Genomic DNA, 18,217 nt, shown 5'->3' with positions numbered 1-18,217 from the left:
AATGGATTTTCCGCCCCAAGGCCATCTGGCCCTTTATAGCCGTTACAAACTTGCCTATAACGACCGCAACCACACCAGCGACCGGCGTGGCAACAATTCAGCGCCGATCTCAGGGTCCCCGTCCGGCACCGGCGGGCACCGGGGCGGACAAGCGGAAATGGTCGCACCCGCATCTTCGAGCGCTTTTCCGCAGCGCTCAAGGCCGTTCGCCCTTCGGACTTATACTGGTCGAGAAGGAACGAAGCCAATTGTCCCACGCACCCGACAGTTTCAATAGCCGCAGGACGCTCTCCGTGGGCGGCAAGGACTATGTCTATTACGACCTGAAGGAAGCCGAGAAGAACGGCCTTCAGGGCGTAGCCCGCCTGCCCTTCTCGCTGAAGGTCCTGCTCGAGAACCTGCTGCGCAACGAGGACGACCGCACGGTCAAGGCGGACGACATCCGCGCCCTCGCCCGCTGGATCGAGGACAAGGGTTCGGCCGGCCACGAGATCGCCTACCGCCCGGCCCGCGTGCTGATGCAGGACTTCACCGGCGTTCCCGCCGTGGTCGACCTCGCCGCCATGCGCGACGCGACCCGGAATCTCGGCGCAGACCCCAAGAAGGTGAACCCGCTGGTTCCGGTCGATCTGGTCATCGACCATTCGGTGATGGTCGACTTTTTCGGCCAGAAGGATTCCTTCACCAAGAACGTCGACGCCGAATACGGCCGCAACGGCGAGCGCTACACCTTCCTGCGCTGGGGCTCCGAGGCCTTCGAGAACTTCCGCGTCGTGCCTCCCGGCACCGGCATCTGCCACCAGGTCAATCTCGAATATCTCGCCCAGACCGTCTGGACCCGTGACGAGAACGGCGAGACCGTCGCCTATCCCGACACGCTGGTCGGCACCGATTCCCACACCACCATGGTCAACGGCCTGTCGGTTCTGGGCTGGGGCGTCGGCGGCATCGAGGCGGAAGCGGCCATGCTCGGCCAGCCGATCTCCATGCTGATCCCGGAAGTCATCGGCTTCCGCATGGACGGCAAGCTGCCGGAAGGCACCACCGCCACCGACCTCGTCCTGACCGTCACCGAGATGCTGCGTCGCCGCGGTGTCGTCGGCAAGTTCGTCGAGTTCTTCGGCCCCGGCCTGTCGAACCTGACCCTCGAGGACCAGGCGACCATCGCCAACATGGCCCCCGAATACGGCGCCACCTGCGGCTTCTTCCCGATCGACAAGGACACGATCGCCTATCTGGAGGCGACCGGTCGCGACAAGGACCGCATCGCGCTGGTCGAGGCCTACGCCAAGGCGCAGGGCATGTACCGCGAGGACGGCACGCCGGACCCGGTCTTCACCGACACGCTGGAACTCGACCTGTCGACGGTCGTCCCGTCGCTGGCCGGCCCGAAGCGTCCGCAGGACCGCGTCGCGCTGACCGAGGCGGCGACCAAGTTCGTCGACGCCCTGGCCGAGATCAAGGGCGGTCGCAAGAAGAGCGAGACCCCGCAGTCGAACGCCGATTCGCGCTACATGGACGAAGGCGCGGTGCCGCCGAACACGACCCCCGGCGACGTGCGCCATCCGGTCGAGGGCGCCGAGCACGGCCTGGCCGACGGCGACGTGGTGATCGCCGCGATCACCTCCTGCACCAACACCTCCAACCCGAACGTGCTGGTTGCCGCCGGTCTCGTCGCCCGCAAGGCGCATGAGAAGGGCCTCAAGGTGAAGCCCTGGGTGAAGACCTCGCTGGCCCCCGGCTCGCAGGTGGTCACCGAATATCTCGACAAGGCCGATCTGCAGAAGGATCTGGACGCGCTGGGCTTCAACCTCGTCGGCTATGGCTGCACGACCTGCATCGGCAATTCCGGGCCGCTGCCGGAGCCGATCTCCGAGGCGATCACCCAGAACGACCTCGTCGCCTGCTCGGTGCTGTCGGGCAACCGCAACTTCGAGGGCCGGGTCAATCCGGACGTGCGGGCGAACTATCTCGCCTCGCCGCCGCTGGTCGTCGCCTATGCGCTGGCCGGCTCGATGTTCGTCGACATCACCAAGGAGCCGCTCGGCCAGGATCAGGACGGCAACGACGTCTATCTGAAGGACATCTGGCCGACGACGCAGGAAATCGCCGAGATCGTCCGCAAGACGGTCACCCGCGACATGTTCGAGAACCGCTATGCCGACGTCTTCAAGGGCGACGAGCACTGGCAGAAGATCGAGGTGTCCGGCGGCCTGACCTACGACTGGGACGACCGCTCCACCTACGTGCAGAACCCGCCCTATTTCGAGGGCATGAAGCAGGAGCCGGAAGCGGTTCAGGACGTCAAGGATGCGCGCATCCTCGGCCTGTTCAAGGATTCCATCACGACCGACCACATCTCCCCGGCCGGTTCGATCAAGAAGGACGGCCCGGCCGGCGACTATCTCGTCAGCCATCAGGTCCGCCCGGTGGACTTCAACTCCTACGGCGCGCGCCGCGGCAACCACGAAGTCATGATGCGCGGCACCTTCGCCAACATCCGCATCAAGAACGAGATGGTGCCCGGCGTCGAAGGCGGCGTGACCTGCCACCAGCCGTCCGGCGCGCAGATGCCGATCTACGACGCGGCGATGAAGTACAAGGACGAGGGCGTGCCGCTCGTCATCTTCGCCGGCAAGGAATACGGCACCGGCTCGTCGCGTGACTGGGCGGCCAAGGGCACCGTGCTCCTCGGCGTGCGTGCGGTCATCGCCGAGAGCTTCGAGCGCATCCACCGCTCCAACCTCGTCGGCATGGGCGTCGTGCCCTTCGTCTTCGCGGAGGAAGGCACCTCCTGGCAGTCGCTCGGCATCAAGGGCGACGAGAAGGTGACCATCGACGGCCTGACCGAACTGAAGCCGCGCCAGATCCTGGAAGCCCGGATCGAGGCGTCCGACGGTTCGGTGCAGACGGTGAAGATCCAGGCCCGCATCGATACGCTGGACGAGCTGGAATATTACCGCAACGGCGGCATCCTGCAGTACGTCCTGCGCCGCCTCGCCGCCTGATGGGCGATCCCGGCAGGTCCCTGCGGCCCGCCTGACAATCGAAGCCGCCGGTTCCAGGACCGGCGGCTTTGCCATGTCGGCGACCCGGCACTCTCCGTCACCGCCAAGTGACTAGCGGGTGTTCGTCCCGACCTCTAGGTTCGCATCATGAACACAGCCCCCGACCGATCCCTGCGGCCCTGCGCCGTCACGCCGAGCATGGACCTGCCGCTCGTGCGCAGCGTCTCGCCATGAGGCCGATGCTCGCGGGTCTGTGTGCGCTCCTCGCCGCGTCGCTGCCGGTCGCGCAGGCCGCCGGTGCCGGGCAGATCGAGATCCGCCCCGTCGAACAGGTCGTCGAGCTCTTCACCAGCCAGGGCTGCTCGTCCTGCCCGCCGGCCGACCGGATTCTCAGCCGGCTCGCCGTCGAACCAGGCATCCTCGCCCTCGCCTATCACGTCGATTACTGGGACTATATCGGCTGGCGCGACACCCACGGCTCCAGCGAGAACACCGAGCGCCAGCGCGCCTATGCCGCGGCCTTCGGCACCACCACCATCTACACCCCGCAGGTCGTGGTGAACGGCGTTGCCGACGCCATCGGCTCGCATGAGGGCAAGGTCCGCGCGCTGATGGACAATCATCCGCTGAAGGCGGCCGGCAAGGGCGCGAGCGTTACCATGCGCGTCGACGACGACCGGCTGCATATCACCGCCGACGTCGCCGGCGCCAAGGCCGGCGGCCGTCAGCCGGTGCTGATGCTCGTGACCTATGACGACGAGACCCGGACGGCGATCGACCGCGGCGAGAACCGCGGCACCACCATCGTCAACAGCCATGCGGTGCAGGACTGGCGCATCCTCGGCATGTGGTCCGGCGAACCGCTAGAGGTCGACCTGCCGCTGGAGATGCTGACCCGCCCCGAAGGCGAGAGCCGGGGCTGGGCGGCGCTGCTGCAGTCGGTGACCGACGAGGGCAAGCCCGGCCCGATCCTGGCGGCGGCGCAGGTCGAGTTCCACCAGCGCTGAGCGGCAACGCCCGCATCGACCGGCCGAAACGGTCTCGCGGCGATCGGTTGAATCGCTTTGGCGCGACCCCATTTCCGTGTCACCATATGGTCACGAGCCAGAGCGCGCCCCGCCGAGCGGCGCATGATCGCACGAGGGGCTGACTTGGATTTTTCCGGATCGAACGGCGACAGCGCGTCCAATCTCCTGCCGTTTCCCGGCTCCCGTCCGTCGGACATGCCGATCGTGTCCTTCGACCGGCACGAACTCTCCCAGATCCTGCGTATCTACGGCCGCATGGTCGCCGCCGGCGAATGGCGCGACTACGCCATCGACATGCTGAAGGACCGGGCGGTCTTCTCCGTCTTCCGCCGGACCAGCGAGATGCCGATGTACCGGATCGAGAAGAACCCCAAGCTCGCCCGCAAGCAGGGCGCCTATCAGGTGGTCGCCGCCGGCGGGCTGATCCTCAAGCGCGGCCACGATCTGGCGACCGTGCTGGGCGTCTTCGACAAGAATCTGAAGCGCACCGAGATCGGCTGATCCGCCAAGCTCAGCCCGGGTGGCGCGTCTCGTCGGGCAGGCTGTCGCCGCCGAGGGGCAGTTGCATCAGCACCGTGTCGATCCAGCGGCCGAACTTGAAGCCGGAATTCTCGAACACGCCGATCATCTTGAAGCCCGCCCGCTCGTGCAGGCGGATCGACGGCGTGTGGTCGGAGCCGCCGATGACGGCGATCATCTGGCGGAAGCCGCGCTCCGCCGACAGTTCCACCAGCCGCGTCAGGAGATCTGTGCCGATCCGGCGGCCTTTCGCTTCGGGCGCCAGATAGACCGAATCCTCCACCGCGAAGCGATAGGCCGGCCGCGTGCGGAAGGCGTTGGCATAGGCGTAGCCGAGCACTGTCCCGTCCGCGTCCTCGGCGACGATATAGGGAAAGCCCTGCCCGGTGATCGCGTTGAAGCGCGCTTCCATCTCGGCCTGGTCCGGCGGCACCAGCTCGAAGGACGCCGTGCCGTGGAGGACCGCATCCTCGTAGATCGCGGTCAGGGCGGGCACGTCCGCAAGGACGGCGAGACGGATCGTGTGGGCACTCATGGACGCGGCGGCTCTTCGCTTGTTTGGTCCCGCTTCTGATGCACCGCCCAGCGCAGCGGATCAATGCCGCCCTGCAGGGCCGGCCGCGGAAATTCACCGACTAGCGATCGCCAAACACGGCGTCCGCGGCGGGATGCCGCGCCCACGAAAAAGGGCGGCCCGCGGGCCGCCCTCGTCAACTCACATCCCTGGTCGGGCAGACTATTCGCGGTTGCCGAACAGCTGCAGCAGGAACAGGAACATGTTCAGGAAGTCGAGATAGAGGCGCAGGGCGCCCATCACGGCCTTGCGGCCCATGACGGTCGAGCCGTCACCCTCGTAGTACATTTCCTTGATCTGCTGCGTGTCGTAGGCGGTCAGCCCCGCGAAGACGAGCACGCCGATCACCGAGATGGCGAACTGCAGGGCCGGCGAGGCGAGGAAGATGTTCACGACCATCGCGATCACGATGCCGATCACGCCCATGAACAGGAACGAGCCCCAGCCCGAGATGTCCCGCTTGGTGGTATAGCCCCAGAGCGACAGCGCGCCGAAGGAGGCTGCGGTGATGAAGAACACCTGGGTGATGGATTCGCCGGTATAGACCGCGAAGATCGAGGCCAGCGAGACGCCGACCATCGCCGAATAGATCCAGAAGGTCGTCTGGGCGGCTGCGACGCTCATCTTGTGGACCCGGAACGACAGGAAGAAGACCATGCCGAGCGGGGCCAGCATCACCACCCATTTGAGCGGCGTGTTGAAGAGCGTGTTGCCGAGCTGCGTGAGACCGACGACATCACCGGCGTCGTTCGTCACGAAGGACAGCATGTACAGGGCGTAGGCCGCGACGCCGGTCAGCGCCACACCGCCTGCCATCAGGTTGTAGACCTTGAGCATGTAGGAGCGGAGGCCCTGGTCGATGTCCGCTCTGGTACCGGCGGCTGGCACAGTGCGAGCGCCGGCGTTCCGATATTCCGCCATGGAAGAATTCCTTTCTGCGTGTCCCGTCCGGTGTCCATATCCGGCACGAAATGGCCGGCACATGGAGGCGCCGCTGGCGGGACGCCCAGCGATCCTGACGATAATATGCGGATGGGCCGCGCGGCACACAAGAGTACCCCGCCGCGCGGTGACGAAATCGCGCGGATTCAGGATTAATTCTGCGTTATCCGCGGCCTGAACCAGCTCCGTCAGGGCCGACGGGCGGCTCATATCCGCGAGCGCCCGTCAGAGATTGCGCAGGACAGGCGCCGCCTTCTGCCCGAGAACGCGCCAAGTGCCGGCGAGGCCGATCCCCACCGTCAGCACCAGCGAGACGCCGAGCGTCGTCAGCGCCACTGTCCAGTCGAAGACGAAGGGCAGCTGCATGATCTGGTCGACCACGAACCACGCCGCCGCCGCGCCCGCGCCGATGGCGAAGATGCCGGTGGCCAGCCCCAGAAGCAGATATTCCGTGGTGAAGGCGCGAATCAGCACCATGCGCGTCGCGCCCAGCGTCTTCAGCACCACCGCATCATGGACCCGGCCGCGATTGCCGGCCGCCAGCGCCCCGGCGAGCACCAGCACGGAGGCGACGAGCGCCACCGCCGCGGCGACGCGGATCGCCAAAGCGAGCTGGGCGATCAACCCGTTGATGGCATCGAGCGCATCCTTGACCCGGACGCTGGTCACCGCCGGATAGGCGTTGGTGACGCGGTTGAGGATCGCCTCTTCCGTCACCGCCGCGTCCTGCGGCACCGACAGGGTGGCGAGCCAGGCATGCGGCGCCCCGGCAAAGGTGTTGGGCGAGTAGACCATGATGAAGTTGATCGCCAGCGTCTCCCACTCGACCGCCCGGAAGCTGGCGATGCGCGCGGTGATGTCGCGGCCGAGCACGTTCACCGTCAGCGTGTCGCCGATCGACAGGCCAAGCTCGCGCCCCTCCTCCGCGGCGAAGGAGACCAGCGGCTCGCCATCGTAATCCTCGGGCCACCACTCGCCCTCGGTGAGCGAGGAGTTTTCCGGCACGGTGGGCGAATAGGTCAGGCCCCGGTCGCCGCGCAGCACCCAGCCGCCCTCTTCCGGCGGCTCCATGGTGGCGACGTCCTGGCCGTCGAGGGCGGTGATCCGGCCACGCAGCATCGGCACAGCGTTCAGTTCCGCCCCCGGCGCCAGCTCGCCGACGGTCTGGCGGAAGCCGTCGATCTCGCTGCTCTGGATGTCGACGAAGAAGAAGTTCGGGGCCCGCGAGGCGAGCCCGGTGCCGATCTCGCGGCGCAGATCGTAGTCGATGGTCGCCAGGGTCACGAGCAACGTCAGGCCGAGGCCGAGCGACAGGACGACCGAGCCGGTCAGCGCGCCGGGGCGGTGAATGTTACCGATCGCCAGCCGCAGCGGCGTCGAGCGCACCCGCGGCGCGCGGGACGCCAGCCACTCGATGCCGATGGCGACGGCGCGCAGGATGACGAAGGCCGCCGCCGTGCCGCCGAGGAAGATCAGCGCGACGCGCCGGTCGCCGGCCATGGCGAGCGCCAGGAGGGCGATGACCAGCGCCAGGCCCAGCGCCGAGCCGAGATAGGCCCAGCGCATGCGATAGCCGCCGGTGGCGCCCGCCTCGCGGAACAGCGCGGTCGCCGCGATGTCGCGGGTGCGCCCGAGCGGCAGCAGCGCAAAGGCCAGTGCCGTCAGGGCGCCGAAGACCGCCGCTGTCAGGAGCGCGACCGGATAGATCGACGCGCTGGCCGCGACCGGGATCACGCTTTCCAGGAACCGCGCCGTCACGAAGGGCGCGATCGCCGCCAGGACGAGGCCGAGCGCGATGCCGACCGTCGCAAGGAGCATGATCTGGATCAGATAGACCATGACGACGAAGCTGCCGCCGGCGCCCAGGCTCTTGAAGGTGGCGATCACCGCCCGCTTGGAATCCAGATAGGCGTTGACCGCATTGGCGACGCCGACGCCGCCGACGATCAGCGCGGTCAGCCCGACCAGGGTGAGGAACTGCGAGAACCGCTCGATATTGCGCTGGAGCGACGGCGCCGCCTCGGCGGCCGTGCGGATCTGGAAGCCCGACTGCGGAAACCGTTCGTTGGCTGCCTTCGACAGCGCCTCGGCATCGCGGTTGTTGCCGGTCAGGCGGACCTTGTAGTCGTATTCGACGAGGCTGCCCGGCTGGATCAGTCCTGTCGCGTCGAGCGCCGTGCGAGCGATCATCAGGCGCGGCGCGAAATTGAAGCCGTCCGACAGGACGTCCGGTTCGCGATCGATCACGCCGCGCAGTTCGATGTCGGAATCGCCGAGGCGAATGGTCTGGCCCGGCTCCAGCCCGAGCCGGTCGTACAGCTCGGAGGCCGCCAGCGCGCCGAAGCGGCCGTCCCGCTCGGCCAGGAGGTCGCCGAGCGGCGCCGCCGGCGTGGTCTCCAGCGTGCCGAAGAGCGGATAGGCGCCGTCGATGGCCTTCACCTCGGCCAGCGACTGGTCGGTTCCGTCGGGAAGCCGCACCATGGAGCGCAGCGACGCGGCTTCGGCCACGTCGCCGAGTTCGTTGAAATAGGCCATCTCCTCGGCGTTGGCTTCGCGCTGGACCAGGGCGAAGCGCAGATCGCCGCCGAGGATCGCCCGCCCTTCCTGGGCGATGCCGCTGGTCATCATCGTCGCGACGGAATTGACCGCGCCGATGGCCGCCACGCCGAGCGTGATGCAGGCAAGGAAGATGTAGAAGCCCGACAGGCCGCCGCGCATCTCGCGCAGGGCAAAGCGCAGCGCCAGCCGGAAATGGCTGCGCCCGCCGACGATGTCGGGCCGCGCCGGCGCGGCGACGGCTTCGGTGGTGTCGGCGACGCTCATCCGGCGGCGCTCGCCAGCTCTGCCTCGGTCCGGGCGCCGGGGGCATCGCGATCGTCGTAGATGACGCCGGAGCGCACGGCGATCTCGCGGCCGCAGCGATGGGCGAGCGCCGGATCGTGGGTGACCAGCACCAAAGTCATCTGGCGGCGCTGCTGTTCGGCAAAGAGCAGGTCGGCGATCTGCCGGCCGGTCTCCTGGTCGAGATTGCCGGTCGGCTCGTCGGCGATGAGGATCGCCGGCTCCGGCGCCAGCGCCCGCGCCATGGCGACGCGCTGCTGCTCGCCGCCCGACAATTCGCCCGGATAATGCGACACGCGGTCGGCGAGGCCGACCTGTCCCAGCTCGTGGGTGGCGCGCTCGAAGGCCTTCGGATGCCCGGCCAGTTCCAGCGGCACCGCAACATTCTCGAGCGCCGTCATGTTGGGGATCAAGTGGAAGGACTGGAAGACGATGCCGACATTCTGGCCGCGGAAGGCGGCGAGCCGGTCTTCGCTGAGACCCTCCAGCGAGCGTCCGGCGATCTCCACCTTGCCGCTGTCGGCCCGTTCCAGACCGGCCAGCACCATCAGCAGCGTCGACTTGCCCGAGCCGGACGGCCCGACAATGCCGACGGACTCGCCGCGATCGACGGACAGATCGACGCCCTTGAGGACGTGGACCGCGCTTCGGCCGGACCCGAGCGTCAGATGAACGTTTCGTAACCGGATCGCTGGTTCTGCCAAGCCTGCCAGCTCCTATATGCGGGGGCGACCGCCCCGGCTGGGGCCTGCGCTATATGGGTGTGCGATGCAACGCTTCCAACCGATCCTGATGGTCATGACGATCTTGTCATGGCTGATGCTGCCGGTCGCGGCACTGGCGCAGCAGGCGGCGACGCCCACCGAAGCGGGCGAGACGCTGCAGATCGTCGCATTCGGCGACAGTCTGAGCGCCGGCTACGGTGTCGGCCCGGGCGAATCCTTCCCCGAGCAGTTGCAGGCCGCCCTGCGCGATGCCGGCCACGACGTCAGCGTCGCCAATGCGGGCGTCTCCGGCGACACCACCAGCGGCGGCCTGGCGCGGCTGGAATGGTCGGTGCCGCAGGAGGCCGATCTCGTCATCGTCGAACTGGGCGCCAACGACGCGCTGCGCGGCATCTCGCCGGAGATCACCGAGCGCAATCTCGACCAGATCCTCGCCAAGCTGCAGGCCCGGGACCAGACCGCGCTTCTCGCCGGCATGATGGCGCCGCCCAACATGGGCCCCGACTACGCGGCCGAGTTCGACGGCATCTACCAGCGCCTCGCCGACAAATACGACGTCGCCTTCTATCCGTTCTTCCTCGATGGCGTCGCCGCCGAGCCGGCGCTCAACCAGGACGACGGCATGCACCCCAATCCGGAGGGCGTCGCCGTCATCGTCGAGCGCATCCTGCCGGCGGTGACCAAGGCGCTCGATGCGATCAGTGCGGAGCGGGAAACGGGTTGAAGCTCGCCGCCAGCCGGCGCAGCGGCGCGGCGAAGCTGCGTAGGCGCTTGCGCCGCCATTCGATCATGGCGAAGGCGAAGGCTTCGGTCTCGTCGGTCCATTCCCGCGCCATGCTCCGCACGTCGGCATAGGGCCGCAGGATCTCGGCAGTGACGTCGCCGGCCTCGAAGCTGAGGTCGGCGCCGTGCTTGGCGGCGATCGCCTGCATGCGGCGGTTTTCGCGCAGACAGGTCAGGAACAGCCGCCGCACGCCGCGATTGCGCGCGCTGGCGACGAGCCGGCCGAACAGGCGGTCGCCATGGCCGTGGCCCTGATAGGGCTTCTCGATGGAGAACGCGCCCTCGGCCTCGTCATGCGAGCCGGTCAGGAAGCGCAGTTCCGCGGCGCCGCGCAGTTCGCCGTCGATGAACAGGCCCTTGACCAGGGCCTCCTCGCCGAGCGCCAGCGACACGTAGCGTTCCAGGAAGAAATCGTTGACCGCATTGCCGAAGCGCAGGCGCCGGATCTCGGGGTCGAGGCGCTTGAGATGGGCCAGCAGCAGCGGCTCCTCGCCCGGATGCAGGCGCCGGACATGCACCGGTCCGGAGGCGGCACCCCGCTGGGCGGCGGCCGCAACGGTAACGCTGGGCGCTGACGGGCGTGCAGGAGACGGGACGTTGGACATGCTCTTCAGCCTTGTTTCGTCCTCCCGCGGCGATCTCCCGAGCCGCAAAGCGAATATAATTGTGCATTGCGAAACGAACAACGCGGCGAAGGCCCGTGCAGGGCTGCCCTGTGCTTGCCACATGGCTCGCGAGGTGAGACGCTTTTCGCGATGGCAACACCGCACGGAGGTCTTTCCGATGCCGCGACTGTTCACCGCCCTCGAGATTCCCCACGACATCGCCCTGTCGCTGTCCTTCCTCCGCGGTGGCTTGCCGTCGGCCCGGTGGATCGATGCCGAGAACTACCATCTGACCCTGCGCTTCATCGGCGACGTGGAATCGCGTCTGGCCGACGAGATCGTCGCCCAGCTCGACCGGATCGACTGTTCGGGCTTCACCCTGTCGCTGAAAGGCGTCGCCGCCTTCGGATCGAAGAAGCCGCATTCGCTCTATGCCGGGGTCGAGGCACCCTTGGTACTGGCCGAGCTGCAGGCCGAGATCGACCGGATCTGCCGCCGGGTGGGCCTGCCCGCCGACCCGCGCAAATTCGTGCCGCACGTGACCATCGCCCGGCTCCGCCAGCCCAAGGTCGAGGAGGTCGCCCGCTATCTCGCCGGCCGCGGCAATTTCTCGACCTTGCCCTTCCGGGCCTCCCGCTTCGGCCTGTTCTCGGCGAAGGACTCGGTCGGTGGCGGCCCCTACCTTCTGGAAGAGGCGTTTCCGCTGGCGCCGGATGGGGCGGCGCATCACGATATCGCCGCCGACCAGATGCCGCAGTACCGCGTCGGCTGAGGCTACGGGACGCCCGGCGAACCGCCGGGGCTTGAGACGCCGCCCGATGCGATCCATCTACCGTCCGCGAGACGGAGGATGCGATGGCAATCGAGAACGGCAAGATCGGCGAAATCCTGCGCCCGGGCAGCGAGGCCGAGCAGGCGCGGCAGGAATCGGACGTGCGCCGCTCCTTCTTCGACACGGTCCGCCGGGGCCTGCGCCACATCCCCTTCATGGAGGACGTGGTGGCCTCCTATTATTGCGCCCTCGACCCGCAGACGCCGGCTGCCAGCCGCGGCGTCCTCCTCGCCGCGCTCGCCTATTTCGTGCTGCCCTTCGACATCGTCCCGGACTTCATCCTTGGCCTCGGCTTCACCGACGACATCGCGGTTCTCTGGGCCGCGTTCCGCACGGTGCGCGACAATATCCGGCCCGAACATTATGCGAAGGCGCGCACGGCCCTGGGCGAACTGGACGATTGAAATGGAGCGGCGCCGCGACCGGCCTGCCGGCCGAGATCGCGCCAACCCCATGTCTCGCAACGATTTTCGATGCTTTTTCCGCGAATTGCGGCATGCGCGCCAAACTGTCGCCCGATTCTTTCCGTCATTCACATTCCGTGAAGTCGGCGGATGTGCCGGGGCTGTCCCGCGTGGTGACGACGCCGGGGTCCTTCTTGGCCCACAGGCCGGACATCAACGATCTTCGGCCGCACCTTGGGGTTTCGTTAACCAAGGATAAAGGCCCGGCCGCTAGACTGCGACAGTAATCTTTCGTCCGGCGTCGCGCCGGTCGCCACAGCCATACCACGCACGCACATCGAAATGAGCGGGGAACCATGAACCTCAAGAACGTCCTGACGGCCGCTGCGGCCATTCTGATCTTCTCGAGCGCCGCCGGGGCGGCCCAGACCCCGACGCGCATGAACCAGTTCAACGCCTGGGGCACCTATTCCTACTCGGGCTCCGACGGGAAGATCTGCTACGTCCTGTCGACGCCGACCAAGATGACACCGGCCAATGTTGATCATGGCGACATCTTCTTCCTCGTCTCGCAGAAGCCGGGCCAGGGCGTCTCCTACGAGCCGCAGGTCGTCATGGGCTATGCGCTGAAGGAAGGCTCCAAGGTCATCGTCGACGTGGACGGCAAGGATTACTCCATGTTCGTCAAGGGCGAGTCCGCCTGGATGGAGAACGCCGCCGAGGAACCGCAGCTCGTCGCCAATCTGCGCGCCGGCCGGGTGATGACCGTCGAGGCGACCTCGCAGCGCGGCACCGAGACCAGCTACACCTATTCGCTCTCGGGCGTGACCGCGGCGCTGAACTCGATCAACGACTGCAAGTAGGTCTCACCGGCTTCGGCCGGGGTCTGCCATCGCTGAAAACGCCGGGCCCGGAAGCCCGGCGTTTGGCGTTTCAGGCAGCGGAAAGACGGCCTGACCTTGCGAAACCGACCGGAAACCGTCATGTGACGGGGTGAATTTCCGAATTTCAGTCAGTCTCGCCGGCACGTCGCCTGCGAAAGGACACGCTATGGCCGTCTCGCTCGATCTCGCCCACGCCGCCAATCGCCCGCGTCCCGCGCCGCCGGTTATGCCGATGGCCGGTGACGAGAAGCCGTCGCTGGTCGGCCTCGACCGCGCCGCCCTCGGCGAGGCGCTGTCCGCCGTCGGCGTGCCGGACAAGCAGATCCGCATGCGTGTCGCGCAGCTCTGGCATTGGCTCTATGTGCGCGGCGTTGCCGACTTCTCGCAGATGGCGAATGTCGCCGGCACCCTGCGCCAGGCGCTGGACGAGGCCCATACGATCGCCCGGCCGGAAGTGGTCGACGAGCAGATCTCGGTCGACGGCACCCGCAAATGGCTGTTCCGCTTTCCGCCCCGCGGCGCCGGCCGGCCGGTCGAGATCGAGACCGTCTACATTCCCGAGGAAGGCCGCGGCACGTTGTGCATCTCCAGCCAGGTCGGCTGCACCCTGACCTGCACCTTCTGCCACACCGGCACCCAGCGCCTGGTGCGCAACCTCCTGCCCGACGAGATCGTCGGCCAGATCCTGGCGGCGCGCGAGCGGCTCGGCGACCTGCCCGACGCGGCGACCCCGGCCGGCGCGATCGTGCCGAACGGTGGCCGGCTGGTGACCAATGTCGTGCTGATGGGCATGGGCGAGCCGCTCTACAATTACGACAATGTCCGCCAGGCGATGGCTGTCGCCTCCGACGGCGAGGGCCTGTCCCTGTCGAAGCGGCGCATCACCCTGTCCACCTCCGGTGTCGTGCCGTCGATCGTCAAGGCGGGCGAGGAGATGGGCGTCAGCCTGGCGATTTCGCTCCACGCCGTGCGCGACGAATTGCGCGACGAGCTGGTGCCGATCAACAAGAAGTACCCGCTCAAGGACCTGCTCGACGCCTGCCGCGCCTATCCCGGCCTGTCGAATGCCCGCCGCATCACCTTCGAATATGTGATGCTCAAGGACGTCAACGATTCCATGGCCGACGCCAAGGAACTGGTGCGCATCCTTCGCGGCATCCCGGCCAAGATCAATTTGATCCCGTTCAACCCGTGGCCGGGCTCGGCCTATGAATGTTCCGACTGGGACCAGATCGAGCGCTTCGCCGACTATGTGAACCAGGCCGGCTATGCCTCGCCGATCCGCACCCCGCGCGGCCGCGACATCTTCGCCGCCTGCGGCCAGCTCAAGTCGGAATCCGAGCGCATGAAGAAGAGTGCCCGCGACCGGCTCGAATCCCTGCGCGCCAGCGAACTCGCCGCGGACTGATCGCGGTCGCCGCGGCCTGCGCGCCGTGGCGCAGCTCGCGACCCGCCCCATATTCAGCCTGCGGGGCGCTCGCCTCGGCCGTTCGGGAAGGATAAGAGCCGCCGCATGAGCACCGTCCTGCGTTTTCTCTTCGTGATCCCGATCGGCTTCGTCGCCGCCGTCATGACCGCCGCCTTCGCCATGCTCTGGCCGTTTCTCGACGCGCCGCGGGGCATCACCGGTGCCGATCCCGTCTTCCTGTTCCACACCGGCATCGCCTTTTTCGCCCAGGCGGCGCAGATCGGCTCGGTCGTGCTGGTGCCCTGGGCCCTGTTCATGGTCGCCACCGAGCTCTTCGCCCTCTCGTCGATCGTTCTCCACATCGCCGCCGGCATCATCGGCGGCGTCGCGATCATCGTCACCGCCTATGGCGGCAGTGCCCCGCATATGAGCGTCCAGACGGCGATCGTCGTCGCCTCCCTCTGCTTTGCCCTGGCCTACTGGATCGTCGCTGGACGATCCGCCGGCCGGTGGCGCCGCCGCAGGACCGAACCGAGCGCCGACGGCGCCAGCGAAGGATAGACAGAATGGCCCGCCGCCCCACCGATCCCCGCGCCGCCGCAGAAGCCGTCTTCAAGCCCGCCGCGCCGTCCACCGAACGGCTGAAGGAAACCTCTTCCGGCGTTCCGACCGCCAAGGAGATGGTCTCGCTGCGGATCGACCGCGACGTGCTGGAGCATTTCCAGGAGGAGGGCCCGGGCTGGCAGGACCGGATCAATGCCGCCCTGCGCAAGGCGGCCGGCCTCTGAAGAGGCCTTCCCGCACGTCGTTGCGGGACATGGCGGACCGGCAGACCTTGCCCTGACGCTGCACTGCGGCAGATTGGCGCCATGATCACGATCCATCACCTGAACAATTCGCGCTCCCAGCGCGTCCTGTGGCTCCTCGAGGAACTCGAGGTCACCTACGAGGTGAAGCGCTACGAGCGCGCCAAAGACATGCGCGCGCCGGCCGAATTGAAGGCCGTCCACCCGCTCGGCAAGTCGCCCGTCCTCACCGATGGCGAGCGGACCGTCGCCGAGACCGGCGCCATCGTCGAATACATCCTCGCCGGCCATGGCAACGGCCGGCTGATGCCGCCTGAGGGCAGCGCGGATTACTGGAACGCCCGGCACTTCCTGCACTATGCCGAAGGCTCGGCGATGCCGCCGCTGTTCCTGATGCTGGTGCTGCAGATGATCCCGGCCCGCGCGCCCTTCTTCGCCAAGCCGATCCTGAAGACCTCGATGAAGAAGGTCGACGACATGCTGGTGCGCCCGCAGATGGCGCTGCATCTCGACCATTGGGAAGCCTCGCTTGGCGACACCGGCTGGTTCGCCGGGCCGGAAATGACCGTCGCCGACATCATGATGAGCTTTCCCGTCGAGGCGGCCGCCCAGCGTTTCGGCTACGAGGACCGGCCGAAGCTGCGCGACTTCCTGCTGCGCATCCACGAGCGCCCGGCCTATCGCCGCGGCCTGAAGCGCGGTGGCCCCTACGCCTACGCCTGAGGCGCGACCGGGCTCAGCGCCCCTGGGTCAGAAGGATCTTCACGGCGAAGGCCGAGAACACGCTGGCGAACAGCCAGTCGATGCCGCGCATGATCTTCGGCCGGCGCTTCAGCGCCGCCGCGAACCTGTCGGCGGCCAGGATCATCGCCGCGCTCATCGGCACCGCCAGGACGATGAAGAACACGCCGAGGAAGAACAGTTTCCCGGCGACGTCGCTGTCACGCGCCGAGACGAATTGCGGCAGGAAGGTCACGAAGAACAGGATGATCTTGGGATTGAGGAGATTGATCCCGATCCCGGTCAACCAGTTGGAGAACAGGCTGTGCGGGCGCCGCGCCGCGGTGCCGTCGAGGCGGAAGGTGGAACTGCCGCGCACCGCCTGGATGGCGAGGAAGACGAGATAGCCGGCGCCGACGATCTTCAGCGCCAGGAAGGCTTCCGGCGAGGCGGCGATCAGCGCCGAGATGCCGAAGGCGGCAAGGCTGGTATGGACGAGGATGCCCGTCGCCGCGCCGAGCATGGCGGCAAAACCGGCGGCCCGGCCCTCCGAGAGGGTGCGGCCGAGAAACAGCGTCATGTCCGGCCCGGGCGTGATCGTCAGGACGAACGCCGCGGCGACGAAGGCAAGCAGCGTCGCAAGATCGGGAAGAAAGCTCATCGCGCCCTCATCTGTGTGCCGGGACCCTTCGCTCGCGCCATCTGCGGCAGCGGCAGACCGGCGCCGAACCTAGGCCCGCAACGGGCCGAACGCCACCGGATTTCCGCCCGCACCGGCCCTGCCCGTGCGACGCCCGGTTTCCCTCGCGGCCCGCTTTGCGCTAGAGCCCATGCAAACGGCAAGACGGAAGAACCCATGGCACAGCATCGCGACATCAAGAAGGTCGTCCTCGCCTATTCGGGCGGCCTCGACACCTCGATCATCCTGAAATGGCTGCAGACCGAATACGGCGCGGAGGTCGTCACCTTCACCGCCGATCTCGGCCAGGGCGAGGAGCTGGAACCGGCTCGCAAGAAGGCCGAGATGATGGGGATCAAGGAGATCTACATCGAGGACGTGCGCGAGGAATTCTGCCGCGACTTCGTCTTCCCGATGTTCCGCGCCAATGCGGTCTACGAGGGCACCTACCTGCTCGGCACGTCGATCGCCCGGCCGCTGATCTCCAAGCGGCTGGTCGAGATCGCCCGCGAGACCGGGGCCGACGCCATCGCCCATGGCGCCACCGGCAAGGGCAACGACCAGGTGCGCTTCGAGCTGTCGGCCTATGCGCTGGCCCCCGACATCAAGGTCATCGCGCCGTGGCGCGACTGGGAGTTCAAGTCGCGCACCGATCTCCTCGATTTCGCCGAGAAGAACCAGATCACCGTGACCAAGGACAAGCGCGGCGAGGCGCCCTTCTCGGTCGACGCCAACCTCCTGCACTCTTCCTCCGAGGGCAAGGTGCTGGAAGACCCGGCGGAATCGGCCCCGCCCTACGTCTTCATGCGCACCGTCAGCCCCGAGGACGCGCCGGACAAGGCGACGATCATCACCGTCGGCTTCAAGAACGGCGATCCGGTCTCCATCGACGGCAAGGAGATGAAGCCGCACGAGCTGCTGGCGGCGCTGAACGATCTGGGCCGCGACAACGGTATCGGCCGTCTCGACCTCGTCGAGAACCGCTTCGTCGGCATGAAGTCGCGCGGCATCTACGAGACGCCGGGCGGCACGATCCTGCTCGCCGCCCATCGCGCCATGGAATCCATCACCCTCGACCGCGGTGCCATGCACCTGAAGGACGAGCTGATGCCGCGCTATGCCGAGCTGATCTACAACGGCTTCTGGTTCTCGCCCGAGCGCGAGATGCTGCAGGCCGCCATCGACCACAGCCAGCGCCATGTCGAGGGCACGGTGCGGCTGAAGCTCTACAAGGGCAATGTCATCGTCGAGGGCCGCGAGAGCGCGAAGTCGCTCTATTCCGACGCGCTGGTCACCTTCGAGGACGATCACGGCGCCTACGACCAGAAGGACGCCGCCGGCTTCATCAAGCTGAACGCCCTGCGCCTGCGCACGCTCGCCAAGCGCGACGGCCGCTAGGCTCTCACCGGCGCCTCGCGCCGGCAGCAAACCCGAACGACAAAGGCCCGGCGGATTGCTC

Annotated in this window: 18 protein-coding genes; 12 read left to right on the top strand and 6 right to left on the bottom strand. The window is 67.4% G+C overall.

Going from position 1 to position 18,217, the window contains the following annotated elements:
- The first annotated feature begins 248 nt into the window (after positions 1–248).
- The 3 genes from acnA (at position 249) to H9Q09_RS14515 (ending at position 4,537) form a co-directional block, all read left to right on the top strand.
- Entirely contained in the window at positions 249–3,008 is a 2,760-nt protein-coding gene (gene acnA / locus H9Q09_RS14525; RefSeq protein ID WP_187391619.1) for an aconitate hydratase AcnA, read from the top strand.
- 239 nt (positions 3,009–3,247) lie between these two features.
- A complete protein-coding gene (locus tag H9Q09_RS14520) occupies positions 3,248–4,015 on the top strand; it encodes a DUF1223 domain-containing protein (protein ID WP_187391618.1) in 768 nt (255 codons plus the stop codon).
- A 216-nt stretch (positions 4,016–4,231) separates the two neighbouring features.
- Positions 4,232–4,537, top strand: coding sequence for a DUF2794 domain-containing protein (locus H9Q09_RS14515; protein WP_348646309.1), 306 nt, complete (start codon positions 4,232–4,234; stop codon positions 4,535–4,537).
- A gap of 10 nt (positions 4,538–4,547) precedes the next feature.
- On the opposite strand, the gene H9Q09_RS14510 is transcribed toward H9Q09_RS14515, so the two are convergent.
- The 4 genes from H9Q09_RS14510 to H9Q09_RS14495 form a co-directional block, all read right to left on the bottom strand.
- A complete protein-coding gene (locus H9Q09_RS14510; RefSeq protein WP_187391616.1) occupies positions 4,548–5,090 on the bottom strand; it encodes a GNAT family N-acetyltransferase in 543 nt (180 codons plus the stop codon).
- A gap of 201 nt (positions 5,091–5,291) precedes the next feature.
- On the bottom strand, positions 5,292–6,050 hold the full coding sequence (locus H9Q09_RS14505) for a Bax inhibitor-1/YccA family protein (protein WP_024351884.1): 759 nt from the start codon (positions 6,048–6,050) through the stop codon (positions 5,292–5,294).
- A 246-nt stretch (positions 6,051–6,296) separates the two neighbouring features.
- Entirely contained in the window at positions 6,297–8,789 is a 2,493-nt protein-coding gene (locus tag H9Q09_RS14500; protein WP_187391687.1) for an ABC transporter permease, read from the bottom strand.
- A 101-nt stretch (positions 8,790–8,890) separates the two neighbouring features.
- Entirely contained in the window at positions 8,891–9,616 is a 726-nt protein-coding gene (locus tag H9Q09_RS14495) for an ABC transporter ATP-binding protein (protein WP_187391615.1), read from the bottom strand.
- 64 nt (positions 9,617–9,680) lie between these two features.
- Between H9Q09_RS14495 and H9Q09_RS14490 the strand changes: the two genes are divergently transcribed.
- Complete coding sequence (locus H9Q09_RS14490) at positions 9,681–10,361, top strand: arylesterase (RefSeq protein ID WP_187391614.1); 681 nt, start codon at positions 9,681–9,683, stop codon at positions 10,359–10,361.
- Here H9Q09_RS14490 and H9Q09_RS14485 read toward each other — a convergent pair.
- On the bottom strand, positions 10,336–11,025 hold the full coding sequence (locus H9Q09_RS14485; RefSeq protein ID WP_187391613.1) for a GNAT family N-acetyltransferase: 690 nt from the start codon (positions 11,023–11,025) through the stop codon (positions 10,336–10,338). The genes H9Q09_RS14490 and H9Q09_RS14485 overlap by 26 nt on opposite strands.
- 178 nt (positions 11,026–11,203) lie before the next feature.
- Between H9Q09_RS14485 and thpR the strand changes: the two genes are divergently transcribed.
- The 7 genes from thpR to H9Q09_RS14450 all read left to right on the top strand — a co-directional run bounded on the left by thpR (position 11,204) and on the right by H9Q09_RS14450 (position 16,082).
- Positions 11,204–11,797 (top strand): RNA 2',3'-cyclic phosphodiesterase, encoded by a 594-nt coding sequence (gene thpR / locus H9Q09_RS14480; protein ID WP_187391612.1) that lies wholly within the window; start codon positions 11,204–11,206, stop codon positions 11,795–11,797.
- A gap of 83 nt (positions 11,798–11,880) precedes the next feature.
- Positions 11,881–12,261: a YkvA family protein gene (locus H9Q09_RS14475; protein ID WP_029703649.1), complete on the top strand. Its 381-nt coding sequence runs from the start codon at positions 11,881–11,883 to the stop codon at positions 12,259–12,261.
- Between the two features lie 356 nt (positions 12,262–12,617).
- Positions 12,618–13,124 carry an invasion associated locus B family protein gene (locus tag H9Q09_RS14470; protein ID WP_024351891.1) on the top strand — a complete coding sequence of 169 codons (507 nt, stop codon included), beginning with the start codon at positions 12,618–12,620 and terminating at the stop codon, positions 13,122–13,124.
- Between the two features lie 187 nt (positions 13,125–13,311).
- Complete coding sequence (gene rlmN / locus H9Q09_RS14465) at positions 13,312–14,553, top strand: 23S rRNA (adenine(2503)-C(2))-methyltransferase RlmN (RefSeq protein ID WP_187391611.1); 1,242 nt, start codon at positions 13,312–13,314, stop codon at positions 14,551–14,553.
- A 105-nt stretch (positions 14,554–14,658) separates the two neighbouring features.
- A complete protein-coding gene (locus tag H9Q09_RS14460) occupies positions 14,659–15,114 on the top strand; it encodes a hypothetical protein (RefSeq protein ID WP_187391610.1) in 456 nt (151 codons plus the stop codon).
- A 5-nt stretch (positions 15,115–15,119) separates the two neighbouring features.
- Positions 15,120–15,341: a BrnA antitoxin family protein gene (locus tag H9Q09_RS14455; protein ID WP_187391609.1), complete on the top strand. Its 222-nt coding sequence runs from the start codon at positions 15,120–15,122 to the stop codon at positions 15,339–15,341.
- An 81-nt stretch (positions 15,342–15,422) separates the two neighbouring features.
- Positions 15,423–16,082 (top strand): glutathione S-transferase, encoded by a 660-nt coding sequence (locus tag H9Q09_RS14450; protein ID WP_024351895.1) that lies wholly within the window; start codon positions 15,423–15,425, stop codon positions 16,080–16,082.
- 13 nt (positions 16,083–16,095) lie between these two features.
- Here the strand turns inward: H9Q09_RS14450 and H9Q09_RS14445 are convergent, their stop codons facing one another.
- Positions 16,096–16,740: a LysE family translocator gene (locus H9Q09_RS14445; RefSeq protein ID WP_187391608.1), complete on the bottom strand. Its 645-nt coding sequence runs from the start codon at positions 16,738–16,740 to the stop codon at positions 16,096–16,098.
- A 195-nt stretch (positions 16,741–16,935) separates the two neighbouring features.
- On the opposite strand from H9Q09_RS14445, the gene H9Q09_RS14440 reads away from it, so the two are divergent.
- A complete protein-coding gene (locus H9Q09_RS14440) occupies positions 16,936–18,156 on the top strand; it encodes an argininosuccinate synthase (protein WP_187391607.1) in 1,221 nt (406 codons plus the stop codon).
- Positions 18,157–18,217: the final 61 nt, after the last annotated feature.

It is taken from the genome of Aurantimonas sp. DM33-3 (assembly GCF_014334315.1).
Lineage (GTDB): Bacteria > Pseudomonadota > Alphaproteobacteria > Rhizobiales > Rhizobiaceae > Aurantimonas > Aurantimonas coralicida.
This window is presented reverse-complemented; position numbering and strand designations above follow the sequence as displayed.